The organism is Corynebacterium sp. (genome assembly GCF_030826625.1).
Lineage (GTDB): Bacteria > Actinomycetota > Actinomycetes > Mycobacteriales > Mycobacteriaceae > Corynebacterium.
Genome location: NZ_JAPJNQ010000020.1, coordinates 1 through 21,877 on the forward strand (window position 1 = coordinate 1; position 21,877 = coordinate 21,877).

The following is a 21,877-nucleotide window of genomic DNA, read 5'->3' on the forward strand; positions in this document are numbered from 1 at the left end:
AGTAGATGGGAAAATCTTCGAACATGCCCAAAAAATTTGACCAGGATGCCAAGGACCGCGTAGTCCGCCTCGTGGAAGACCGCATCGTGGCGGAAAATATGTCGATGCACCCCGCGTGCCAAGCAGTAGCCCCAAAGTTGGGGGTTTCATGGCACACGGCTCGTCTATGGACTTAAGCCTGCTCGCCGGGATGGCGATGTTACTCCTGCCGAAGAAGACGTGATTGCTGAAAACGCCAGACTACGTCGTGAAAACCAAGAGCTGCGAGATACTAATGAGCTGCTGAAGGCTGCATCAAAGCTTGGGATACCGCACCCCGGTCGAGGTTGAAGCCTCGTTTTGGGTACAAGATGGGTCTCGGGAAATAATAGAAAATAAGGTAAATGCCTAGGAACAAAACCTAGTACACTTCAATATATTCATTCAGGATATATTCATTACGGTATACACAAACCAGGACCCAAACATGAGAATCGCTGGAAATACCGCACTGAACAGCCCAATTCCCGCTATCCATGGTTTACGCTCTGCAATACCTAGGGCTCCTGCACTGAGTCCGAGAACAAAACACACCGGCCAATGGTATAAATCAGTATCTTGCATAAGAAAGCTACCGATTACAGCCAGAAGTAGATTAACGGAGATAAGCCCGATCGCGATTTTCGCCTTGGTTTTTCTCACCTGACCCCCAAATATTCCTGATCTCGAAATGCTTTGAGCTAACCATATTATCGTTTGTCTACCAATAGACCTAGCGCTTTACCGGGATTTCTAAATACGGCGTGATATTGAGAAATTGTCACTCTTCGAGTTTATATAGAGAAAAAACCGAAGTGCGTCTCTAGAGAAAGCACTTTTATCCGCCAACTCAAAACCGCCAGCCCTCATGCTCGCAATTGAGCACCAGACTGGCGGCAGTCGCTGCCGTAGCAGCGTATTGAGTCAGATGGCTAGACCCGCGGGAAACCTAAGCCCCGTGGCTTGGGGTTTCACCTTCCAACTGCTCGCGGTGCGAACGGATCGGCTCCCACGCGGTATTGGAACGCATCGGGGTGGTGCGCTCATCGCGGGAACGGTACAGCACGTACGGGCGGGTGGTGTACCCCACCGGCGCGGAGAATGCATGCACCAGGCGGGTAAACGGCCACACGGCAATCAGCGTGAAACCAGCAATGACGTGCACTTTGAACTGCCACGGAGCGTTAGCCATGAGCTCCGGCTCAATATTGAAAATCAATAGCTGACGCAACCACGGCGAGATGGTTTCGCGGTAGTCGTATCCGCCGGTACCGGCTAGGTCGAACAACTGCAGCGTAAACGTCGCGAAGGAACCGGAAATCAGCGCCGCACCCAAGAAAATGTACATCACCTTGTCGGAGGTAGACGTCGACAAGAACACCGAGCGGTTCTTCAAACGACGGTAGAGCAGGCCGGCAAATCCGAGCAGCACGGCCAACGCGGCGATCGATCCGGGGATGGTCGCGATCAGGTGGTAAGTGTGATCGTCGATGCCGACGGCGCGAGTCCAGGACTTCGGGAAAGCCAGGCCCATCAGGTGGCCGATGATCACGAAGACCATGCCCCAGTGGAACAGCGGCGACGATAGACGCAGCAGCTTGGATTCATAAATCTGCGAGGAGTGGGTGGTCCAGCCGAATTGGTCCGAGCGCCAACGCCAGAAGATACCGACGACAAACGCCACAATCGCTAACCACGGGAACGCGCCCCAGAGGAAGTTATCAAACATGGTGTGGTCCTTAATTATTTAAAGTATTAGGTTCAATTCCGCTACACCACGCCCGGCTGGCTGGTGGGGAACGGCAGGTCCGCGATACCCACCATTTCTGCCGGTGGGCCGGTGCGGATCAAATCGACGTATTTCTGCGCGGTTTTCGCGTCCACCTGCGGCAGCGCCTTACACAATGCGACGATCAGCGCCACGTACGGCGAATTCACCTGGTTCAACGCCGCCCGCAGTACCTCGATGCCCTCGCGGTGGCTAGCCACCAGCTGCACCGCGCTGTCGTGCTCTGCGCCTTCGGTCATCGCCATGGCTTCCAGCACCACGCACAGGTGATCTGGCAGTTCGTCATCGGAGATCTGGAAACCAAGTGCCTCCAGCTGCTCACGGAATGACAGAATCGCCATGCCCCGCTGGCGGGTATCGCCAACGGCGTAGTAGGAAAGGAACAACGCGCAACGGCGACGCTGGTCGAAGGTTTCCACGTAGTGTTCTTCCAACGCGCGCGGGCCCACGCTGCGCGCCCATTCCGCGAAGTTCACGAAATCCGTGGCGATCGCCAACGGCAGCTGATCTACCTGCTCTTCGACAGCGGCGAGCTTGTCGATGATGTCTTCACCCGGGTAGCTCAGCAGCACCGAGACCGCCATCGCGGTGATGCGTCGCTGCTCTTCGGTGACCTCCACCGGGGCAATGAACTCGGTGGGTACCTTGCCGGTGTGGGCGCGCAAGGTGCGCTCGACATCCTTGGCACCACCCATGCTGCCGATACCAGCCGGTGTGCCGTAGCCTGCGACGGCGTCGTCGGCAGGCGCTGCGGCGAACTTCGGCTTCGTCGACGGTGTTGCCGGGCGTTTACGCAGTTTGTCGAAGATACTCACGGTGTGCTCCTACTTCTTCCCTATTGGCCTAGTGCCCTATTTTTTCGGCGGGAACATCGAATCGGGCCGGTCGCCACTCCAGGACAGCAGCGAGACCTTGCCGCCTTGGGCAGCACTGCTGGTGCAGGCTTCCGGTGCGCCCATGCCAAGGTCGTGGAATACGTCCTCGGATGCCTTTGCTGGGTCCACGTTGCCGAATGGGTCCAGGTTGGAAATGCCACGTGGGGTTTCCGGAGAAGCGGTCGGAATGACGTAGCGGTCGTCATACTTCGCGATGGAAAGCAGACGGTACATCTCCTCAATCTGCTTGCCGGTCATACCAACGGCCTGCGCAATTTCTTCCTGCGGCTCATTGCCCAGGTTGATATCGCGCATGTAGGAACGCATAGCCACCAGGCGGCGCAGGGATTTCTCCACCGGCACGGTATCACCCGCGGTGAACAACCCAGCCAGATAGTCCAGCGGGATGCGCATATTCGACAAAGCCGAGAACAAGATCTTGTGATCCTCGCCGTCGTTACCGGAGGCAGTCACGCTGTCGACGATTGGGGACAGCGGCGGGATGTACCAGACCATAGGCAAGGTGCGGTACTCCGGGTGCAGCGGCAAAGCAACACCGTACTTGAAAATCAGATCGTAGATCGGCGACTGCTGGGCAGCATCAATCCAGGAGTGCGGGATGCCCTCTGCTTGTGCGGCACGCACCACCTCTGGGTCATGCGGGTCCAGCATGATCGACTTCTGCGCCTCAAACAGATCCTGCTCGTTTTCGGTGGCAGCGGCCTCAGCGACGCGGTCGGCGTCGTAAAGAATCACGCCCAGATAGCGCAGACGGCCCACGCAAGTCTCGGAGCACACCGTCGGCTGCCCGACCTCTAAGCGCGGGTAGCACAAGGTACATTTTTCGGCTTTTCCAGTCTTGTGGTTGAAATACACCTTCTTGTACGGGCAGCCGGACACGCACATGCGCCAACCACGGCAACGGTCTTGGTCCACCAGAACAATGCCGTCCTCGGTGCGCTTGTACATCGCACCAGATGGGCACGAAGAAACACAGGTCGGGTTCATGCAGTGCTCGCAGATACGCGGCAGGTAGAACATGAACGAATCCTCGATTTCCTTTTTCACCTCGAGGTTCATGTTGTGCAGCACCGGGTCATCGTCCATGGTTGCGGTGGAACCACCCAGGTTATCGTCCCAGTTGGACGACCATTCAATCTTGCTGATGTCGCGGCCGTCGATCTGCGATACCGGCTTTGCGGTTGGCTGCGTTTTCTGCCCAGCCTTCGCACCCATCAGATCTTCGTACTGGTAAGTCCAAGGCTCGTAGTAGTCCTTGAGCTCCGGCAAGTTCGGGTTGTGGAACAGCGTCGCCAATTTCTTGATGCGTCCACCGGCTTTCGGCTTCAGCTTGCCAGAGCTGGTGCGTTCCCAGCCGCCTTTCCACTTCTCCTGGTCCTCCCACGTGCGTGGGTAGCCCAGACCCGGGCGGGTCTCGACGTTGTTGAACCAGATGTACTCGGTGCCTTCACGGTTGGTCCATGCCTGCTTACAGGTCACCGAACAAGTGTGGCAGCCAATGCACTTGTCCAGGTTCATGATCATGGAAATTTGGGCCATGACTTTCATTAGTAGGAAACCTCCTGTGAACGGCGACGGACGCGAGTAACCTCATCGCGGTTGTTGCCAGTCGGGCCGATGTAGTTGAAGTGGTAGGTCAGCTGACCGTAACCGCCAGCGATGTGTACCGGTTTGATAGAAATGCGGGTCAGCGAGTTGTGCGTGCCGCCGCGGCGGCCGGTGTGCTCATTGATCGGCGTACCGACGGTGCGTTCCTGGGCATGGTTACAGATCATCGTGCCCTCCGGGATGCGGTGGGAAACGATGGCACGCGCAGAAACCACACCGTTGCGGTTATAAACCTCGACCCAGTCGTTATCGGTAACCCCGATCTTCTCGGCGTCCTTGTTGGACATCCACACGACCTGTCCACCACGCGAGATGGACAAAACGTGCAGGTTATCGAAGTACTGCGAGTGGATCGACCACTTGTTGTGCGTCGTCAAGTAACGCAGCGTGACTTCGGCTTCGCCACGGTCGTTGGTCAGTTCCGTGCCCGGCGCGAATTCGCCGTGCATGTGCACGTGGTCCAGCGGTGGGCGGAAAATCGGCAGGGTTTCGCCGTAGTCGATGTACCAGTCGTGGTCGATGTAGTACTGCATGCGACCAGTGACGGTGTGCCATGGTTTGTCGAATTCCACGTTGATGGAAAACGCGGTGTAGCGGCGCTTGTTGCGCTTGTCGGCGGTCCACTCCGGCGAGGTGATGACCTCTTTCGGGCGTTCCTTGATGTCGTCCCAAGTGATGCGCACGTCTTCGTCGGCCGCGCCCAGCGGGGTGAGGTCCTTGCCGGTGCGCGAGGAGAGGAACTCGAAGCCCTGCTTCGCCAGCTCACCGTTGGACACACCAGACAGGTGCAAAATCGCGTCGATGACCTTGGTGTCTTTGGACAGATCAACCAGCTCACCCATGGAAGTTTCCGAGGTACCGCAGATCAGCTCAAGCTCTTTGGCCTGCTTTTCGACGTTGAACTTGGTGCCGTGCACGCCAGTTCCGGCCTTCGCTGGCAGCGGGCCGAGGTGAGTCCACTTCTCGTAGATCTTGGTGTAATCACGCTCGACGACGTGCAGCTTCGGCATGGTCACGCCCGGGATCAGTCCCTGCTCTTCGACGTTCGGCACCACACCGTTTGGCATGCCCAGCTCGTCGGGGCTGTCGTGGTGGCTTGGCTGCGTGACGACGTCGCGCTGCTTGCCCAGCCAGGTGGTGGCCTTGTCAGACAGATCGGCGGCGAGATCACGGAAGATCTCGAAGTCGGTGCGTGCCTCCCATGGCGGGTTGATCGCGGCGTTGAACGAGTGCAGGTACGGGTGCATATCCGTCGAGGACATGTCGTGCTTTTCGTACCAGGTCGCCGCCGGGAACACCAGGTCAGAGACCAGGGTGGTCGAGGTATTGCGGAAATCGGCGGTCATCATCAGATCGAGCTTGCCGACGGGCACGTCATCGGTCCATTTGATGGTGCGCGGGCGATCTTCTTCTGCCAGTTCCGGCGCGTTGGCATCGGAGTCGATGCCCAGCAGGTGGCGGAGGAAGAACTCGGTGCCTTTCGCGGAGGAACCCAGCAGGTTGGTACGCCAGTTGATGAGGATGCGTGGCCAGTTCTCTTCTGCCGATGGGTTGTCGTAGGAGAACTCCAGGTCGCCTTTTTCTAGCTGCTGGACGACGTAATCGTTGACTTCCATGCCGGCTTCGTCGGCTTCGTCAGCCAAGAACAGCGAGTTGCGGTTGAACTGCGGGTAGGCCGGCATCCAGCCACGACGCATGGCTTCTGCCATGGTGTCGGAGACCATCTTGTCACCGATGGCGTCGTTGTTGGCCAATGGCGAGCCCAGGTGGGATGCCCGAGAGTTGTCGTAACGGTATTGCTCGGTGGCGAAGTAGTAGAAGCCGGTGGTGATCATGTGGCGTGGTGGGCGCTGCCAGTCGGCAGACATGGCCCACTGGGTCCAGCCGTTCATTGGGCGCAGTTTTTCCTGGCCCACGTAGTGTGCCCAGCCGCCACCGTTGACGCCCTGGGTACCGCACATGGAGGTCAGCGCCAAGAAGGTGCGGTAGATGTTGTCGGCGTGGAAGTAGTGGTTTACGCCCGCGCCCATGATGATCTGCGAGCGGCCCTGTGAATCGGCAGCATTCTGCGCGAATTCGCGACCAATGCGGATCGCGGTTTCGGCTGCGACACCAGTCAAGCCTTCTTGCCAAGCTGGAGTGCCGACTTCGCTGGCGTCGTGGAAGTCCTTCGGCCAGGAGCCAGGCAGGTTCAGTTCCTCACGGTTGACGCCATAGTGCGCGAGCATAACGTCGTAGACGGTGGTGACGAGCTTGCCGTCAACTTCACGTACCGGAACGCCGCGGTGTACGACACCAGCGCCGATTGGCTTACCGGTTCCGACGTCTTCTGGGTTGGCATCCAAGTCAAAACGTGGGAACAACACCTCTGCGGTGTCGAATTGGTCGGTCTCGGCGATGGACATAACCGGGTCGGCATGATCAAGCGCCAGGTTCCACTTCGACGATTCCATATCCCAGCGGTCAGCAACCGTGCCGCCTGGGTCGACGACGCGACCGTCTTCTTCCATGACCAAGCCGCGGTGGGTGGCGTTCGGTGATTCCTTCAGGGTGTCATCGCTAACCTGCGAGGCAGTCAAGAACTTGCCTGGGGTGTAGGTTCCGTCGTCACGCTTGTCCAGAGCCACCAAGAATGGCGAGTCGGTGTATTTCCGCATGTAGTTCAGGAAGTACGGCTCCTGGCGGTCCACGTGGAAGGTTTTCAGGATGACGTGGCCCATGGAGAATGCCAGCGCCGCGTCGGTGCCTGGTTGGATGCGGGCCCATTCGTCGGCGAACTTCGTGTTATCCGCGAAGTCCGGCGAGACCACGACGACCTTGGTGCCCTTGTAGCGGGCCTCGACCATGAAGTGGGCATCCGGGGTACGGGTGACCGGAATGTTCGAGCCCCACATCATCAGGTAGGACGAGTTGTACCAGTCACCAGATTCCGGGACGTCCGTCTGGTCGCCGAAGGTCTGCGGCGATGCTGGCGGCAGGTCGGCGTACCAGTCGTAGAAGGACAGGGCGACGCCGCCGATGGACTGCAAAAAGCGCATGCCGGCGCCGTAGGATACCTGCGACATCGCTGGAATAACGGTGAAGCCGTTGATGCGGTCTGGGCCGTATTTCCGGATGGTGTAGACGTGAGCCGCCGACGCAATGTCGATCGCTTCTTCGTAGGAAATGCGGATCAAGCCACCCTTGCCGCGCTGGGAGATATAAGCGCGGCGCTTTTCTGGGTCTTCCTGGATTGCACGCCATGCCAGCACGGAATCGCCGTGCTTTTTCTTTTCCTCGCGGAACATGTCGACGAGCACGCCGCGGGCGTAGGGGTAGCGCACACGCGTCGGCGAGTAGGTGTACCAGGAGAAAGAGGCACCACGTGGGCAGCCGCGTGGCTCGTATTCCGGCATGTCATTGCCGGTGGTGGGGTAATCCACGGCCTGGGATTCCCAGGTGATTACGCCGTCTTTGACGTAGACCTTCCACGAGCAAGAACCAGTGCAGTTCACGCCGTGGGTGGAACGCACCATCTTGTCGAAGGCCCAGCGGTTGCGGTAAAAAACGTCGGCCTGGCGGCCACCCTTCAGAAACAGCTGCTGGCCGGAATCGGTGGCCTCACCCTTGCGCAGGTAGGCACCGAGTTTGAACAGCGGGTTGGTTTTGGGACCGTTAGAATTGCTGGATGCTGAGGAGTCAGTTGTAGAAGTAGTCATGGGGAAATTCGCTCCTATTTATCCTGGGTACGGTGCATTCGGGCGGGCGTAGAAGACCCACACCAGCACCGTGGTGATCGCGAAGTAGACGACGCAGCCGATGAAGAAGACGGTTGGCGCCAACATGGAAAGCAGGACACCGACGATGAACGGGCCGAACGCTGCGGTAGCGCCCGTCCAACCGATCACGCCGCCGGCTTGGCGCTTCGGCAGAATCATCGGCATTTGTTTGAAGGTGCCGGCGTTAGCCAGACCGGTGAAGAAGAAGACGACGAGCATCGAACCGAGGAACCACCACATTTGGTCTGGGTGGGATGGCGTCAGGAAGAACGTGGCGACGATGGTGAAAATAGTCATGCCGACACAGCCGATGAACGTCCAGATGGCTCCGCCGAACTTATCGCACAGCGGGCCCCAAAGTGCGCGAACCAGCGCACCAATGAGTGGGCCAAGGAAGGCGTAGGTGGCACCGTTGGGCAGGTTTTCAAATTGCCCAGCGAATTCCGAACCAGCGCCGAAGGTTTGGTTGATCAGCAGTGGCAGCTGGGCTGCGAAGCCAGCGAATCCACCGAAGGTCATCATGTAGACGGCGGTGAGAATCCAGGTGTTCTTGTTACCGAAGATGTCGATCTGTTGGCGGAAGTTCGCTTCAATTGGGACATCTTTCAGCAGCGTGAAAGCCAGGATGGCGCCCACGATTGCCCAGGGGACCAGGAAGATCGCTGGGTTGTGGACGAAGATGTGGCCGTCGTCAGTACGCTGCGGTGCGACGAAACCAATGCCGAGCAAGGTGAATCCCATCAGCCATGGGGCAACCAGCTGGATGAATGAGATACCGAAGTTACCAATGCCGGCCTGCAGACCAAGCGCGGTGCCGGACAGGCGCTTGGGGAAGAAGTAGCCGGTGGAAGGCATGAATCCGGAGAACACGCCACCGCCGACACCGGACATGAAGGCAAGAACCAGCAGCCACCAGTACGGGGTGGAGGTGTTTTGTACGGCGAAGAACCATCCCAGCATCGGAATGATGAACAGGAGGGATGAAACCCAAACCAGCTTGCGGGTACCCATGATGGGTGGCATGAACATGAAGAACAGGCGGAACAAACCACAAGCCAAGCCTGGGATGGACGTCAGCCAGTAGAGCTGAGCAGTGCTGAGGTCGAATCCGATTGCATTCAGTTGTGGTGCAATTGCGGAGACCAGGTACCAGGTTGCGAAACCAATGATGAGAACGAACGTGGAAATCCACAAAGTTCGCCAGGCAATTTTAGAATCCCATTGATCGGATTTCTCTGGATCCCATCCTTGAATTACTCTGCCTGAAGTATCGAGAGCAGTCATAGTGTCCTCATTTTTCGTAGGGCTTATAGCCCCTAATTTAGTGGTCTTAATACACTTATGCGAAACTAAAAACAGTTAAAATTTCATCGAATTACGGCACGCAAATCTTGCGTAATTATAAAATTCCACGCTTCCCCTGGTAAAACACTTAAGGTTGCCCTAACCTGGGGAAACAAAAGGTGAATGTGACTTTTCTCATGGCTCATTTTCGAGAAATTGGAGACACGATATGGTTAAAAATTCAGTCGGCATCATCGTTAGCTCTGACCGGATTTTATCGAAAGCTAAAGCGAATAAATCTGGCGAAATTGCCAAGGATTTCATTAAAAATTACGGATTAAAAATTAACTTTTCCACGATCGTGGCGGAGGGCTACGATCCAGTCGACAACGCCCTGAGAGCCGCTCTGAACGAAGGTTGCGAAATCGTCATCATCATCGGCGGCACGGGGATTGGCGCCACCAACTTCACGCCAGAAGTTACTGAAAAATACCTCAGCGCCCGGTTGCACGGCCTAGAAACGCAAGTGCTGCTGCGCGGTTTGCAATCCTCACCCAAAGCGGGTTTGTCCCGCGGGATCATCGGCATGACCGAGCACGGCGGCGGAAGCCTAATCATCAACTGCCCATCGTCGTCAGGCGCGGTCACCGACACACTGTCCGTGGTGTTCCCACTCCTGCCGGATATTTTTCGGGACTGCACAAACTAAACCCGACGGCTGGGTAATGGGTTAACAAAGTAGGGCCGCCGCATTAGACTTCCTGTAATCCGAGAATCGTGGTCGCCTTCTCTGTCAGTTCAAAAGACAATGGTTTTTTGGAAACTTCCCGCACGACACCCTGAGCGACAAGTTCGCGTGCAACTGGTCGCACAGTATTCCAGTGCTTGTCCATGTATTGCCCAATCTCCTGCAGGGACACCGGTTCATGGGGACCAAATAGAAACGCCTGCCCAAGAATCGACAGAAACGCTTTCTGGTAATCCGAGAATTCGGCTCCCCCGAGCCGATCTTCCAAGTTAAGAAGCTGCACGCGCTTCTCGTCGAGGGATTCTTCTAGCTCCACCTGAGCGTCGCCAATGAGGTCGGCGATAACTTTAACGAAGAAAGTGACTTCCCCACGGTTCAGTGAATGCTCAGCCTGCTGGAAGGCAGAATAGTATTTCGCCCGTTGCACTGAAAACTGGTGCGACAAAGACATTGCGGTCGGCGCCGACAGAACATCCAATAACCGAAACGCCAACAAAAACCGCCCTAGCCTGCCGTTGCCGTCGTAAAACGGGTGGGTGTATTCAAACATAAAATGCCCCACTATTGCGTGCACCAAAGAATTCTCGGCGCTAGCCTGGGTGCGCAAAAAAGTATCGATTCTATGCTCGATATCTTCTTCCTCCCCCGGCGCCCGATGAAACGTTTTCGTTCCATCGAAGATCGTGACTTCCTGCCGACGGAAATGCTTCCCGTCTGGTGCGTCATCGGCGGCAATTTCGTGTGCAAGCAGCTCATCGTAAAGCTTTCGCAACTGCTGCACGGTATTCGGAAATTCGCAGTTCAGTGTGCCAGATTCTTTCCAATAGCGCGGCAAGCTCGACGGTCATCATCAGGAATAGCGGGTGCCCTGCGACGGTGAAATCCCACTGTAGAGTCGCTGGTGAATCGAGTCTTTGCGCGTGTTCTTTCTCCAGAGCCGAATGACCGTCCCGACTCGCATGAAAGACCGTCTTTAATGGCTTATAACCAGGTGTGCTTGCCATGAGTCGTGCTTTCTTTGAGTCGGTGTAGCTGCTTGAGATCAGCGTCGTATGTTGAATCAGCGTCGTGTTTCACGGAGCGCTGTAAGAAGTGAACGCTGTAAGAATATAGACAATAATAGCGGGCTATTTTACAAAAATCGCGGTTTTTGTAAAATAGCCCGCCGTAGTGTGGGTCTAACTTACACCCCTAGTTTAGGTCCCAGGTTGAGATCCCTGGTTTAGGCTCCTGTTTTACACCGGAGCGTTTGCGCTGCCAACGGTTACTTCCGGATCCAGCAAGCTACTGACCTCCCAACAACTTATTTGTTGCGGGAACGCTGCCACATCACAACGTAAATACCGATACCCAACGCGAAGGCGAATACACCCAGGCCAAGGATCAGGCCGGAAAAGAAGCTCATCGACGACGAGGTCGGCTTGTAGTTCGCACTCGCAGCGCCCCGCTGTGCAGCACCGTCGGCACTGGCGAATGCATCACCCTGACCATCGACGCCTGATAGGTTTGCGTCTTCAGCACCTTCTACCGGAGCTGCTTCCAGGCCCGGAGCTGCACCGGAACCACCAGCGCTTGGTGCCGGAGCTGGCGCTGGGGCTGGCGCGGGAGCCTTGGCAGGTACTATTGCGCCACTGGAGCCGCCGCTGTTCGATCCACCACTGCGCGGCGCAGGAGCAGGTGCTGGGGCGGGGGCTGATCCTCCCCCACCAGCGTTTGGTGCAGCCGGAGCTGGCTTCGGTCCCCCACCGGCTGGGGCCGGTTTAGCGTTCCCGTTAGCACCCGGCTGACCTGGTTTCGCTGGGGCCGGCTTGTTTCCCGCGTTCGGTGCACCCGGCGCGCCTGGCTTCCCGGCAGCATTCGGCTTCGGAGCCTTCTTGTCGTCTTCCTTAGTGAAAGGCGCGAGGAGTTTACGCACCGACTTCTCAATCCCCGAGATCGCCTTTTCCGTCTGGCTGATTTCTTTTTCCATCGCGGTTAAGTGATCGCCAAAGGTCTTAGGTTTGCCGCTGGCACCTGTACTCTTCGAGCCGGAGTTCGTGCCAGAGGTGCTCGAGCCGCGGTCGTCGCAATCGTAATCGCCGACCAGGAACATCACGTCTAAGGTTTGGGTTCCGCCGCGTGGCAAGGTGAATTCGAAGCCGACCTCATAAACGCCGGCTTTTTCAAACACGAAGCCGGTATGCACGTGCGTGTTATAAGGAATTGGCCACGCGTCATCCGCATCGTCGGAGTCCAAGACTATTTTGTTGCCACCCAGCCCTTCTGGGAGCCAACCGGTCATGCGACCAGGCCCCTGCTTCAGGTTCAGGTTCATCGACACTGCTTCCCCTTCAGCTAAGTATTCCGAGCTGAGATACATCGTGGAAAAACCAAGCCAGGGTACGTTAGGCAATTGCGTTTGTGGCAGGTACCAGCCTTCGTCGGGCAGCCCTGCGATTCCCAGAGCATCGAGTTTCACATGCTGGTCATTGGAGACCTCAACTACGCTGCGCCCAGACCCATAGGACAGCGACTCGCCGGAGGAATCATCAATCAGTGCAGGTTCTAATCCGTTCTCCGAAAGAACCGTCATGTCTTGGTGGCCGTGCGTGATTTTGTGATTCGGCGTCCAGCCTTCCGCCGCGGTGCAGATTTCGTGGATTTGCGCGCTTGCCGACGGCGCTAGCATTCCAGCACCCAGACCAGCCGTCGCCAAGCCAATGGTCAAACCCAGGCTCAGGGAAGTCTTCGAGAACCGGCGCGGGTTGCGTGAGCTAAGCGAACTACGCAGACGGCGACTACGGTGCACACTGTTCGTGGATTTCATGGTTCCTCCCAAGGAAGTGAGAAATAATAATTTCGTATTTTTCAGTTTTTTGAATTAGCTGGCTGGTTTAGCTTGCTGGTTGGCTAGCCGTGTTGACCAACTGGTTTAGCTGGCTGCTTGTCTGCTCACCCGCGCGGCCCTGGTGGTTTGCAGGGTTCTGATCGACGGCATCAGTGCCCAAACCACCAGGAACCAGACCGAAAGCAACAACACGATGCTGGCGCCCGCCGGAAGGTCGAATGCCCAGGCGATATACAGCCCGAAGAAGCTACCCAGCGCGCCGAAGGTCGCGGAAAGCACCATCATCGTCGTCAAGTTTGAGGTGATCAAACGGGCAGTGGCCGGTGGCGCAATCAGCAGGGCGAGCACCAAGATATTGCCGACGGTACCGACCGAGATCACCACGGCCGCGGTGACAGCCAGGTAGAGCACGATGTCCATCAGCAGCACCGGAATGTTCATTGCACGGGCAGTTTCGCGGTCCAGGCAGGTGACGTTCAGCTGCGGGCCGATGACGACGATCGTCGCCAAGACCAGCACAGACACGGCCAAAGCCAACCACACATCCGTGCTGGAAACACCGGTGAGCGAGCCGAAGAGGAAGCTGCTCAACGAGGCGGTATACCCCTCGGTGCGGGAGATGATCACCATGCCCACCGCGAAGGAAGCAGCGAAGAAGATGCCGATCACGGAATCCTCGCGGACGTTTTGCCGCTGCGAGAACAACGCGATCAGGATCGCGACCACCGCTCCGGCCACCGCACCACCCAGCAGAACGGAAACCTGCAGGGCGAACGCGATGGTCAGGCCCGGGAACACAGCGTGTGAGACCGCATCACCGATAAAGGCCATGCCGCGCAACACGACATAACAGCCGACGACGGCGCAGGTAATCGCGGCAATCACAGAAATCGCGACCGCACGCGCCAGGAAATCCAGCTGTGGGTTCGCGAGATCCATCAGGAACTCCGGAAAAGAAATCACAGAATTAGGCATTACACACCCACCCCAATCGCAGATAGCAGTGGCGAGCTCGGCGCGACGGAGAAGGTCTCGGACCAGATCTGCGGGTTCGCGCGGATCTCGTCGGCAGGCCCATCGGCCATAATCCCCTTGTTAAATAACACCACGCGGTGGCAGGTGTGCACGGCTTCGGCCAAGTTATGGCTAGACATGACGATGCTCGTGCCCTGCGAACTCAATTGCTCAAACAGCTCCAACAGGCCCTCCGTATTCGGCGCATCCAACCCGGTAAACGGCTCATCCAAAAACAACACCTCCGGCTGGGTGGCCAAAGCGCGCGCCAACAACACCCGCTGGCGCTGCCCACCGGAAAGTTCCGCGATCGGGCGGTCGGCGAGATCCTCCAGATTCGTCAACTGCAGCGCCGCATTGACGGCCTGGTGGTCGTGCCGACGCGGGCGCCGGAACCACCCGATGATTCCAGTCCGGCCAGACAGCACCGTCTTGCGTACACTCCAGGGAAACTCCCAGGCGACGTCGTGGCGTTGCGGCACATAACCAATCGAGGCATCCACGGTGATCTCGCCGCTTTTCACTGGTACCAGCCCGAGGATGGAACGCATGAACGTCGTCTTCCCCGCGCCATTGGGGCCGAGCAAACCAATGAACTCGCCCTGGCCGATCTCTATGCAAGCATCGGTGATCACCTTGCGCCCACCCAGGAAAACCTGCAGCTTGTCGACGGTAATAAGCGGTTGCATGCTTATTTCTTCTTTCCGCGGCTAGCTACGCCAACACCAACCAGCACGATGACGAGCACGATTCCGCCAACCAGCAACCAGGAGATCTGGAACCCAGAAGAACCAGTGGAGGCGTTTTCCCAGTCAAAAACAGCATTGTGGGCTTCAGCCGGGTCCGTGCCCTCGCCAACCGCGAAAGTCACCGCCTCTCGTGCCGAGAGTTCTTCGCCGTCGTTGGTGGTGGCGGTAATCTGGAGTCCCACCTGGTGCACGCCGGGTTCGGTAAACGTCCAATTCGCGTGGGTGTGGGTGTGCAGCTCAACAAAGAAGTCATCGTCTTTGCCGTCAGCCGTCGACCACAGCACATCCGGGGCTTCGAAACCACCATTTTGCAGGAACAACGCGAACTCACCTGGGCCACTGTGGCCTAAAAAGTCCATGTTTACGCCGTTTTGGACATTGTCAGTCAACGCTGGTGCTTGCGTGTTCCAACCCAGCCAGGGCACATCGACAATCTCTGTCTGTGGCACCACGTAAGCCGGCTCGTTCGCGCCAGCGCCGACGAAAGAGAAATCATCGTTGTCCGGCAGCGTCTGCACCGAATTTTCCCGCAACTGGAACACCATATCGTCCAAATGGCGCCATACCGGCGGCTGGCTGCGGTCATCGCGGGCGAGAATGCGGAGTTCCCCGTCGATCACCATCGCACCGATATCAATGTGTCCGGCCTCCACGACAACCTTCTCGCCCTCCGGCGCGATTGCCTCATCGCCGGTCACCACCTGCGACAGATCACTTCCCTGCGCGGATGCAACTGGCTGCGCTGCCGGGAAAAGCCCTACGCCCAACCCAGTCGCTGCCGCTAGTGCGAGGCCTGCGGCCCGGGTGCGCAGTGTGGTTGTGCGGGATGTGGTTTTAATCTTCATGGGAGTTCCTTTTCGCTGTTTCTGTGCTTATTGCTTCTGTGGTCATTGCTGTGTTGCCCCGGCGCGGCCGCACCAGGGCTGCTAGGGCTGTTGGCTTAGGGGCTTAAACATCGGTTGATTTCGTGCGCATTAAAACGCATCAGATCCAGGTACGTCGGCACATCCTTGTCCAAGGTGTCGCCGTAAATCGTGCACACCTGCGCCCCGGCCCGGCGCGCAGTTTCTTCCAACGTGGAGGTAGAAGCAGCCGCATTCGGTTCGACGAACACCGCCGGGATATCCAGATTTTCCAGGGTGCGCTGCAGTGCGATCACATCACGCGGGGACGGCTCAATCGAGGCATTCGGGGTAACAAAGCCAGCGATATTAATCCCGTATCCCTGCTCTAAATAGGTGTAACCGTGGTGGGTGGTCACCAAGTGGCGGCGATGCTCCGGAATCGCATCATAGGTAGCGCGCAGTTCGTCGTCGACAAGCTTGATCTGCTGGTTATATTCCTCGGCGCGCTGCTGGTAGCGGTGGCCATTCGACGGGTCCGCTTTGGCCATCTGCTCGGCGATGACCTCCACATAGGCGCGCGCGTTGCGGGTGTTGTGCCACAGGTGCGGGTCGATCTCACCGTGCAGGTGCTTGCCTAGCACCGCTTGCGGCAGCAGGTAGGTCTCTTGGCCGGGGCGTCCCAAAAAGCGGTAGGCAGGGTCCGGCGGGATGGGCTGGAGGGTCGACGACGGGATCGCGAGCACGGTGGTATTCGGATCGAAGTAGGCATCGTGGTCGCGCAGGCTGATGGTCCCGTCGGCAAGATCGGCGGTGATATCCACGTGTCCGGAATCGATAACTTCCGCGCCTTCTTCCGGGTTCACGCCCACCGCGACAGTGATGGTTTGCTCCTCGGTGGCCTCCGAGCCTGGTTGTCCGGTGGCTGCGAAGGTGAGCCGGTAGATTCCTGGTTCGCTAAACGCCCAGGACACGTGCGTGTGCGCGTTGGCGGGCAGGTCGATGCCGCTTTCCGATGGGAAGATAGGCTCCGGGGTACCGAAGGTGGAGACGATATAGGCAGCAACGTCTCCCGGCCCCTGGGCATCGGTCATGGTGAATTTCACCGAATTGGATTGCTCTGCACCTTGCACGCGCAGCCCTAGCCACACGGCATCGAGGGCAACGTTTTCTATCAGCGGGATCAGCTCTGCACCATAGGACGGCGCGCGATCAGCGACGTCGACGACTACGCCCGCGGTGGATTCGCGCAAGGTTTCAGCCAACGCTGGTGGTTCCAACAGCAGGCCGTTGGCAAAAGCCAGATCAGCGTAGGCAACTTCGCGGACCGTGCGCAGGCTGGGTTCGAAGTCGTGGGGGTCCTTGCCCGCTGGGATCAGCGTGGTGACATCTGCGTCTTCACCGGCAACCTGAGAGACCAAATCCGCCAAGATTGGGGTGGTCGCTACCACCCGCAGTCGGTGCTGGTCAGCCTGTGCCTGGCCTACCGATCGGGTGGTTTCGGCTGCCCCACTGAAGGCCAAGGTTCCGCCGAGGGTCACCGCAACCGCCAGGGCTGCAGCCATGCTGTAGCCGAGTTTTTTGGTACCAGACCACCGCGCAGCGCCTAAGCGTTGCGTATAAGAGGAGGTGCGGCGGTGTTTCATACTTAATCTTTCTTCACGCTCATGAGCGGGACTAAACCTGTGGGATCATCGTGGTCTGCGGAGCTTGTGGTGGCTGTGGCGGTTGCGGTGGTTGCGAACCGTCCGATCCGGGGCCGCCGGGACCATCGCCGGGCTCGTCACTGTTTTCGGCAGATTTCGCTTTCCTCACGGCATAGTGTGCTGCTGCGATGCCCAGGAACAACAGTCCCAAGCCAAGCACGATCGCAGCGATATTAAACAACTTCGAGTCTTGCCCACCGAACCCAGTGCCGAACGCGCCAGCAGCTAGTGGAGTGCCGTCGGCAGCAAGGCCTTGGGCTGCAAGTTCTTCTGCACTCAGGCCGTGAGCGGCAGCCATATCGGCGGCACCACCAGCACCACCTGCGCCTGCCCCGCCACCGGAGACTCCGGCTGCCGCACATTCGCCACCATCTGGATTGACGATGGCGCCCAAGTCAAAGTGGCCGTCGCTGAATGCACCGCCGGGGTTGTTACCTCCCACGACGAAGTTCAGCGTTGCGCTACCGGAAACTTTTTTACCGTTGCTCAGTTGTGCCGACTGGGTGATATTCACCTGGTAGTGTCCCGGCGCACCGAAAACCCAGTTAGGGTGCACGTGGGTGTTGCGCGGGATGGCTTTGCTGCCTTGGAATCCTCCGCCAGCGGCACGAAACCATTCCTCGCCGACGATTTGGCCAAGCTGTCCTTGGGAGTACACCGTCATCGGGCCTGGTCCGCTAAAGCCGGTGATATCCCAGCGCACGCTGCTGGCGAGGTGCTCGTGCATCGATGGGTGCTGCGTGTTGGCTCCTAACCATGGCACGCCCGCCACCTGGGTGGCGCCGATCATCCAGGCTTTGCCTTCCGGCACGGTGCCGACATTGCTGGGCAGGTTCACCTCTGCATTGGAAGACAAGTAGAACGTGGCATTGTGTGCCGGGCGCCATTGCGCTGGGCTGGTGGTGTCGTCTTTGATGTGGGGCTGCAGGCCGGGGGTGCATTGTGCGTTGCCGCCACCGGAATTGCTTGCCGACGACGATCCGCCGCCGCTGGGTGCCGCCGGTGCTGGGGCCTGTGCTGGCCCTGGGCGTGCTCCACCGGCTCGTGGACCGGGGGCTGCTTGTCCCCCACCCTGTGGTGCTGGTGCGCCACCGTGGTTTCCTGTGTTTCCTGGTTGTCCGGCGCCTGCGCCTGCGTGTCCGCCGCCATGCGTTGCTCCGCCGCCGCTGGGTGCCGCCGGTGCTGGGGCATCGCCGGCTTCGCCGCCGACCTGCCAGGTGTAGGTCACAGCGTTGCTGGCTTGGCCAGAAGCCGTAGCATAGACCGTCATCTGGTAGGTGCCTGGGTGGGTAAATGCCCAGTTGATGTGCTTGTGAGCGGGGTATGGCTGGTTGATGACAGAGCCGGTGCGCAGGTTGTATGACCCATCGTTGGTGACAGATTTGATGCCACCGAAGCCCTCGGTTTCGAAGATATAGACCTCGCCAGGGCCGGAGACGTCCTGGAAGTTGAAGTCCACGGCTTGGTATCCGTCGGCTGCAACAGGCTGGGTATCCCAGCCGGGCCAGATCACGTCGTGGTTTTGCGACTGCGGCAAGAAGTACGTCGCTTGGCCAATGCCATCGACACCTGCCGTAGCTTCCGACCAGGCGGCATCGCTGACGTGTAGGACGACGTCGTCGCCAGGTCGTTGTACTCCGCCGCCGGTAATGTCTTCTTTCATCGACAGCGAGAGTTCGCCGCCATGGGAAGTGACGTAGAAGACGTCAACGTGCCCACGGTCAAAAGTTTGGGCTATGGCGCGTGGGGCAAACGCGGCTACCCAACACAGCACCAACGCTGTCAGCAGCGCAGAATACGTGCGTGCTGGCCGTGGCGGCGAAGTTGTCAATGCGGTCATGTGCGGTTTCTTTCCGGGAAGATGGAATTAGTGGATTCTTGTGGATGGTGTCTCATCCACGCGGGAAACGATCAGCGACGCGGAAAACGATCACCGAGGTAATTGGCTACCTGCGGCTGCAGCTCCATAAACAGCGCGACCATCCGGGCAATGAACGCAATGCCCAGAACTGGTGCTAGCAAGTGAACCGGATTGAAGTTAGAGAAGAAGCCCTTTGGTGACGGGCTACCTGGTGCGGACTGCTTGCCTGGATCCTTCGGAGCCTCTGGCTTCTTACCGCTTTCCGGAGCACCTGGCTTCTCGGGATTCTCTGGTTTTTCTGGCTTTTCTGGTTGTGTCTGGCCACCAGACTGGTTTCCACCGGGGTGTGGCTGCCCTGGCTGGCTTGGCTGGTTCGGTTTGCTTGGCTGACTTGGTTGACTTGGTTGATCAGGCTTTGGTGCCGGAGCGGTCTTGCACGTCTCCAATGCCTCTTCCCCGACGGTGACGACGAGCTTGTGGCTGTCAGATTTTAGATCTTGGCCATCTTTCGTCTTGCCGCTGTAGCTGGCGTCGAAGGTGTAGATTCCCGGATGAGAGAAAGCCCAGTGCACATGGGTGTGCGCTGAGTAATGGGATTCAATCGAATAATCCTGTTTGGTGGAGTCTGCAAGAATCTCATGATCGCCTCCGAAGGACCCCTTATCGATGAACACACCCCAGCTGGAGTTTTCCGGCGTTTCACGTGGAACTAGGTTCAGAGATACTGGGCCGTCGAATTCGTCCTGTACCCGAATCGCCTCAGTGTTGTACCCAGGCCACAAGATGGCCTTGTCCTGAGCTTGCGGCAAGTAGTAGAACTCGCTGTCTTTCGCGCCAATGAAGTCATACTTTTCGTCGCTCAATTGCTCTGGACGCTTCCGTTTCGCATTGTCCCGGATGACAAAAGCAACATCCTCCAAGGAACGTTCTACGGATTTATCTGCGGCCAGCCGCGTATCGTCTTTCAGCGCAATATCAAGGCCGTCTTGAGTACGCTTACCCAGAATGTCGACGTGACCGCGATTAAGCAAAACCTTGTCCTCACAAACTGCGCGCCCAGCTTGCTCATCACTGCCCTGCTGCTCGTTATTCTTTGGTGGTTCCTGCTGTTCTGCGCCTGGGTTTTGCGCCCCCGGTTTTTCCGTGTCAGCGTCTCCTTGACCAGTTTGTCCTGGTTTTTGCAGATCAGGCTCTAGCGAGCCATCGATCTCGCCCAAGCGGAAGGTCGCCTCGGCACTGGTTCCAGCATTGAATTTGTCGGTGACAATGCCGGACGCAGTCTTACGGCCAAATCCAGCATGTGGAATGACATCAATTTTCAGAATCGAGTCTTCCGGCAAGTGATCATCTTCAAACCGGAGCGTTCCTTTACCGTCCTGAAAGGTGCCCGCCAGGTCTCGATCTGCGGTTCCTTTTTCTAACCATTCTTCATTTTCGTAGATTCCTCCCGTAATCAGCCCTTGCAGATTCGGGTCTTTCGCCTCGACGACGATTTCTCCGACCCCATTAGCCCCAGGGACGTATTTCACGGTGACCTCATCATTCGCGACCGCAGTATTCGGTGCCGGGAAGTTGAAGGTCCGCAGGTTTTTGCCCTCGGGCAGTTGCTCCGCATGATTGTCCGAGGTGGTTTCTACCCCAGCCTGGCCAGCAGAATATGCCAACGGTGCAGAAATCCAGTGCGCCGAGGTCTCATCATCCGGGGTGAACACCGCTTGGATATTGGATTCTTGGGCGCTCAGCAATTCATCCCAGGAGGCTTTACCGTTTTCAACCTCAAGATCGGTCAGGAAATAGCCGTCGACGAATAACGTCACGGTGCCCGAAAGCTCCGGGTTTCCGGCATCGAACGAAATGGTGGAAAGCTTATCGTCACCGTCGACAGTCGGGTCCGCTTTTTTCGCAACGCTTAAACGATAATTCGCCTCTGCAAGATTTGCTGTGCGCGCCTGATTGTAGCGTTCCTGTAAAGGCGTTGTGGCCTCAGCCTTCGGCTGCTGTCCGCCCGCCTGAATTACCATGGTTCGCGGTTCGGAGGCCACATAAGTGCCGTCTTTACGCAGACCGCTGGTTTGAAACTTCAGCTCATATCGGCCGGGTTTAGTAAATACGGTTCCGATGTGGTTGTGCTCGCCGGGCTCAATCGAAATGGACCGTGGCGACGATGCACTGGTGCCCAAAAGACGCAAGACATCGATCGCGTGCCCGGACCGGTACTGCAGTTGTTCTACCTCGCCTGGCCCATCAACCGACAAAAGATCCAGCGATACCCGGCCATTCAGCATATCGTCGACGTTTAAGTCTTTGTCTGCACCATAACCGAGCCATGCTGGGTCTTGCCGTCCACCCAGCGGAGTTTCTGGCGAATAGACAAAGGTCTCGCCTGGGTTGCCTAAATAGCTCAGGCGCTCATTATCAGTCACAGTGAACTGATACTGCTGCTTCTTATCAGCGTCATCACTGTTATAGCCTTTACCAACCCAGATTGCCGACTCTGAGAACTTGTGCGCACCCTCGTTGTTATGTGCGTACAGATCAAACACCCCGGCTTCATCCCGCACGGTATACGGCGCATCAATGTGTTCTTTGGTAAGGATCTTTTTGCCGTCGTCTGGACCAGCGGTTGCTGCTGGCAACCCAGCAAAAGTGGTGCTGAGGGCTGCGGTAACTGCGACCGCTAATCGGATATTGCGGCTACGCCGCCCTGCCGCACGCGAGCGACGAAGCTGTGGGGCCATGACTCATAAGCCTTTCGTTATTGATAATGAATTCGCCTT

The 21,877-nt window shown here is 57.8% G+C and carries 15 protein-coding genes; 2 read left to right on the plus strand and 13 right to left on the minus strand.

The annotated features are described in order from the left end of the window. Positions 1-23: 23 nt before the first annotated feature. Positions 24-176 carry a hypothetical protein gene (locus RCH87_RS04000; RefSeq protein WP_306515469.1) on the plus strand — a complete coding sequence of 51 codons (153 nt, stop codon included), beginning with the start codon at positions 24-26 and terminating at the stop codon, positions 174-176. Positions 177-967: 791 nt separating this feature from the next. Here the strand turns inward: RCH87_RS04000 and narI are convergent. Genes narI through RCH87_RS04025 form a run of 5 tightly spaced genes read right to left on the minus strand, consistent with a single transcriptional unit; the run spans position 968 to position 9,353 of the window. Next, positions 968-1,747 (minus strand): respiratory nitrate reductase subunit gamma, encoded by a 780-nt coding sequence (gene narI / locus RCH87_RS04005; RefSeq protein ID WP_259802549.1) that lies wholly within the window; start codon positions 1,745-1,747, stop codon positions 968-970. A gap of 41 nt (positions 1,748-1,788) precedes the next feature. Continuing rightward, a complete protein-coding gene (gene narJ, locus RCH87_RS04010) occupies positions 1,789-2,622 on the minus strand; it encodes a nitrate reductase molybdenum cofactor assembly chaperone (RefSeq protein WP_306515454.1) in 834 nt (277 codons plus the stop codon). 36 nt (positions 2,623-2,658) lie between these two features. Further along, a complete protein-coding gene (gene narH, locus RCH87_RS04015) occupies positions 2,659-4,251 on the minus strand; it encodes a nitrate reductase subunit beta (RefSeq protein WP_284593876.1) in 1,593 nt (530 codons plus the stop codon). Then, positions 4,251-8,009: a nitrate reductase subunit alpha gene (locus RCH87_RS04020; protein ID WP_018120627.1), complete on the minus strand. Its 3,759-nt coding sequence runs from the start codon at positions 8,007-8,009 to the stop codon at positions 4,251-4,253. The genes narH and RCH87_RS04020 overlap by 1 nt, the downstream gene beginning before the upstream one ends. Before the next feature lie 18 nt (positions 8,010-8,027). Next, a complete protein-coding gene (locus RCH87_RS04025) occupies positions 8,028-9,353 on the minus strand; it encodes an MFS transporter (RefSeq protein WP_306515455.1) in 1,326 nt (441 codons plus the stop codon). A gap of 229 nt (positions 9,354-9,582) precedes the next feature. Between RCH87_RS04025 and RCH87_RS04030 the strand changes: the two genes are divergently transcribed. Further along, complete coding sequence (locus RCH87_RS04030; RefSeq protein ID WP_306515456.1) at positions 9,583-10,062, plus strand: molybdopterin-binding protein; 480 nt, start codon at positions 9,583-9,585, stop codon at positions 10,060-10,062. Between the two features lie 43 nt (positions 10,063-10,105). Here RCH87_RS04030 and RCH87_RS04035 read toward each other — a convergent pair whose 3' ends face one another. From RCH87_RS04035 to RCH87_RS04070, 8 genes are all read right to left on the minus strand, one after another. Then, the gene (locus RCH87_RS04035; RefSeq protein WP_306515457.1) at positions 10,106-10,936 is read right to left on the minus strand and encodes a Fic family protein; all 831 of its coding nucleotides are present in this window, start codon (positions 10,934-10,936) and stop codon (positions 10,106-10,108) included. 468 nt (positions 10,937-11,404) lie between these two features. Next, complete coding sequence (locus RCH87_RS04040; RefSeq protein WP_306515458.1) at positions 11,405-12,907, minus strand: choice-of-anchor M domain-containing protein; 1,503 nt, start codon at positions 12,905-12,907, stop codon at positions 11,405-11,407. Positions 12,908-13,012: 105 nt separating this feature from the next. Continuing rightward, entirely contained in the window at positions 13,013-13,903 is an 891-nt protein-coding gene (locus tag RCH87_RS04045; protein WP_306515459.1) for an anchored repeat-type ABC transporter permease subunit, read from the minus strand. Then, positions 13,903-14,631: an anchored repeat-type ABC transporter ATP-binding subunit gene (locus RCH87_RS04050; RefSeq protein ID WP_306515460.1), complete on the minus strand. Its 729-nt coding sequence runs from the start codon at positions 14,629-14,631 to the stop codon at positions 13,903-13,905. Before RCH87_RS04050 ends, RCH87_RS04045 begins: the two co-directional genes overlap by 1 nt. 2 nt (positions 14,632-14,633) lie before the next feature. Then, a complete protein-coding gene (locus tag RCH87_RS04055) occupies positions 14,634-15,536 on the minus strand; it encodes a choice-of-anchor M domain-containing protein (protein ID WP_306515461.1) in 903 nt (300 codons plus the stop codon). A gap of 95 nt (positions 15,537-15,631) precedes the next feature. After that, positions 15,632-17,098 carry an anchored repeat ABC transporter, substrate-binding protein gene (locus tag RCH87_RS04060; protein WP_373690912.1) on the minus strand — a complete coding sequence of 489 codons (1,467 nt, stop codon included), beginning with the start codon at positions 17,096-17,098 and terminating at the stop codon, positions 15,632-15,634. A 112-nt stretch (positions 17,099-17,210) separates the two neighbouring features. Then, the gene (locus RCH87_RS04065) at positions 17,211-19,079 is read right to left on the minus strand and encodes a TIGR03773 family transporter-associated surface protein (protein ID WP_306515463.1); all 1,869 of its coding nucleotides are present in this window, start codon (positions 19,077-19,079) and stop codon (positions 17,211-17,213) included. A 71-nt stretch (positions 19,080-19,150) separates the two neighbouring features. Beyond that, a complete protein-coding gene (locus tag RCH87_RS04070; protein WP_306515464.1) occupies positions 19,151-21,838 on the minus strand; it encodes a choice-of-anchor M domain-containing protein in 2,688 nt (895 codons plus the stop codon). Positions 21,839-21,877: the final 39 nt, after the last annotated feature.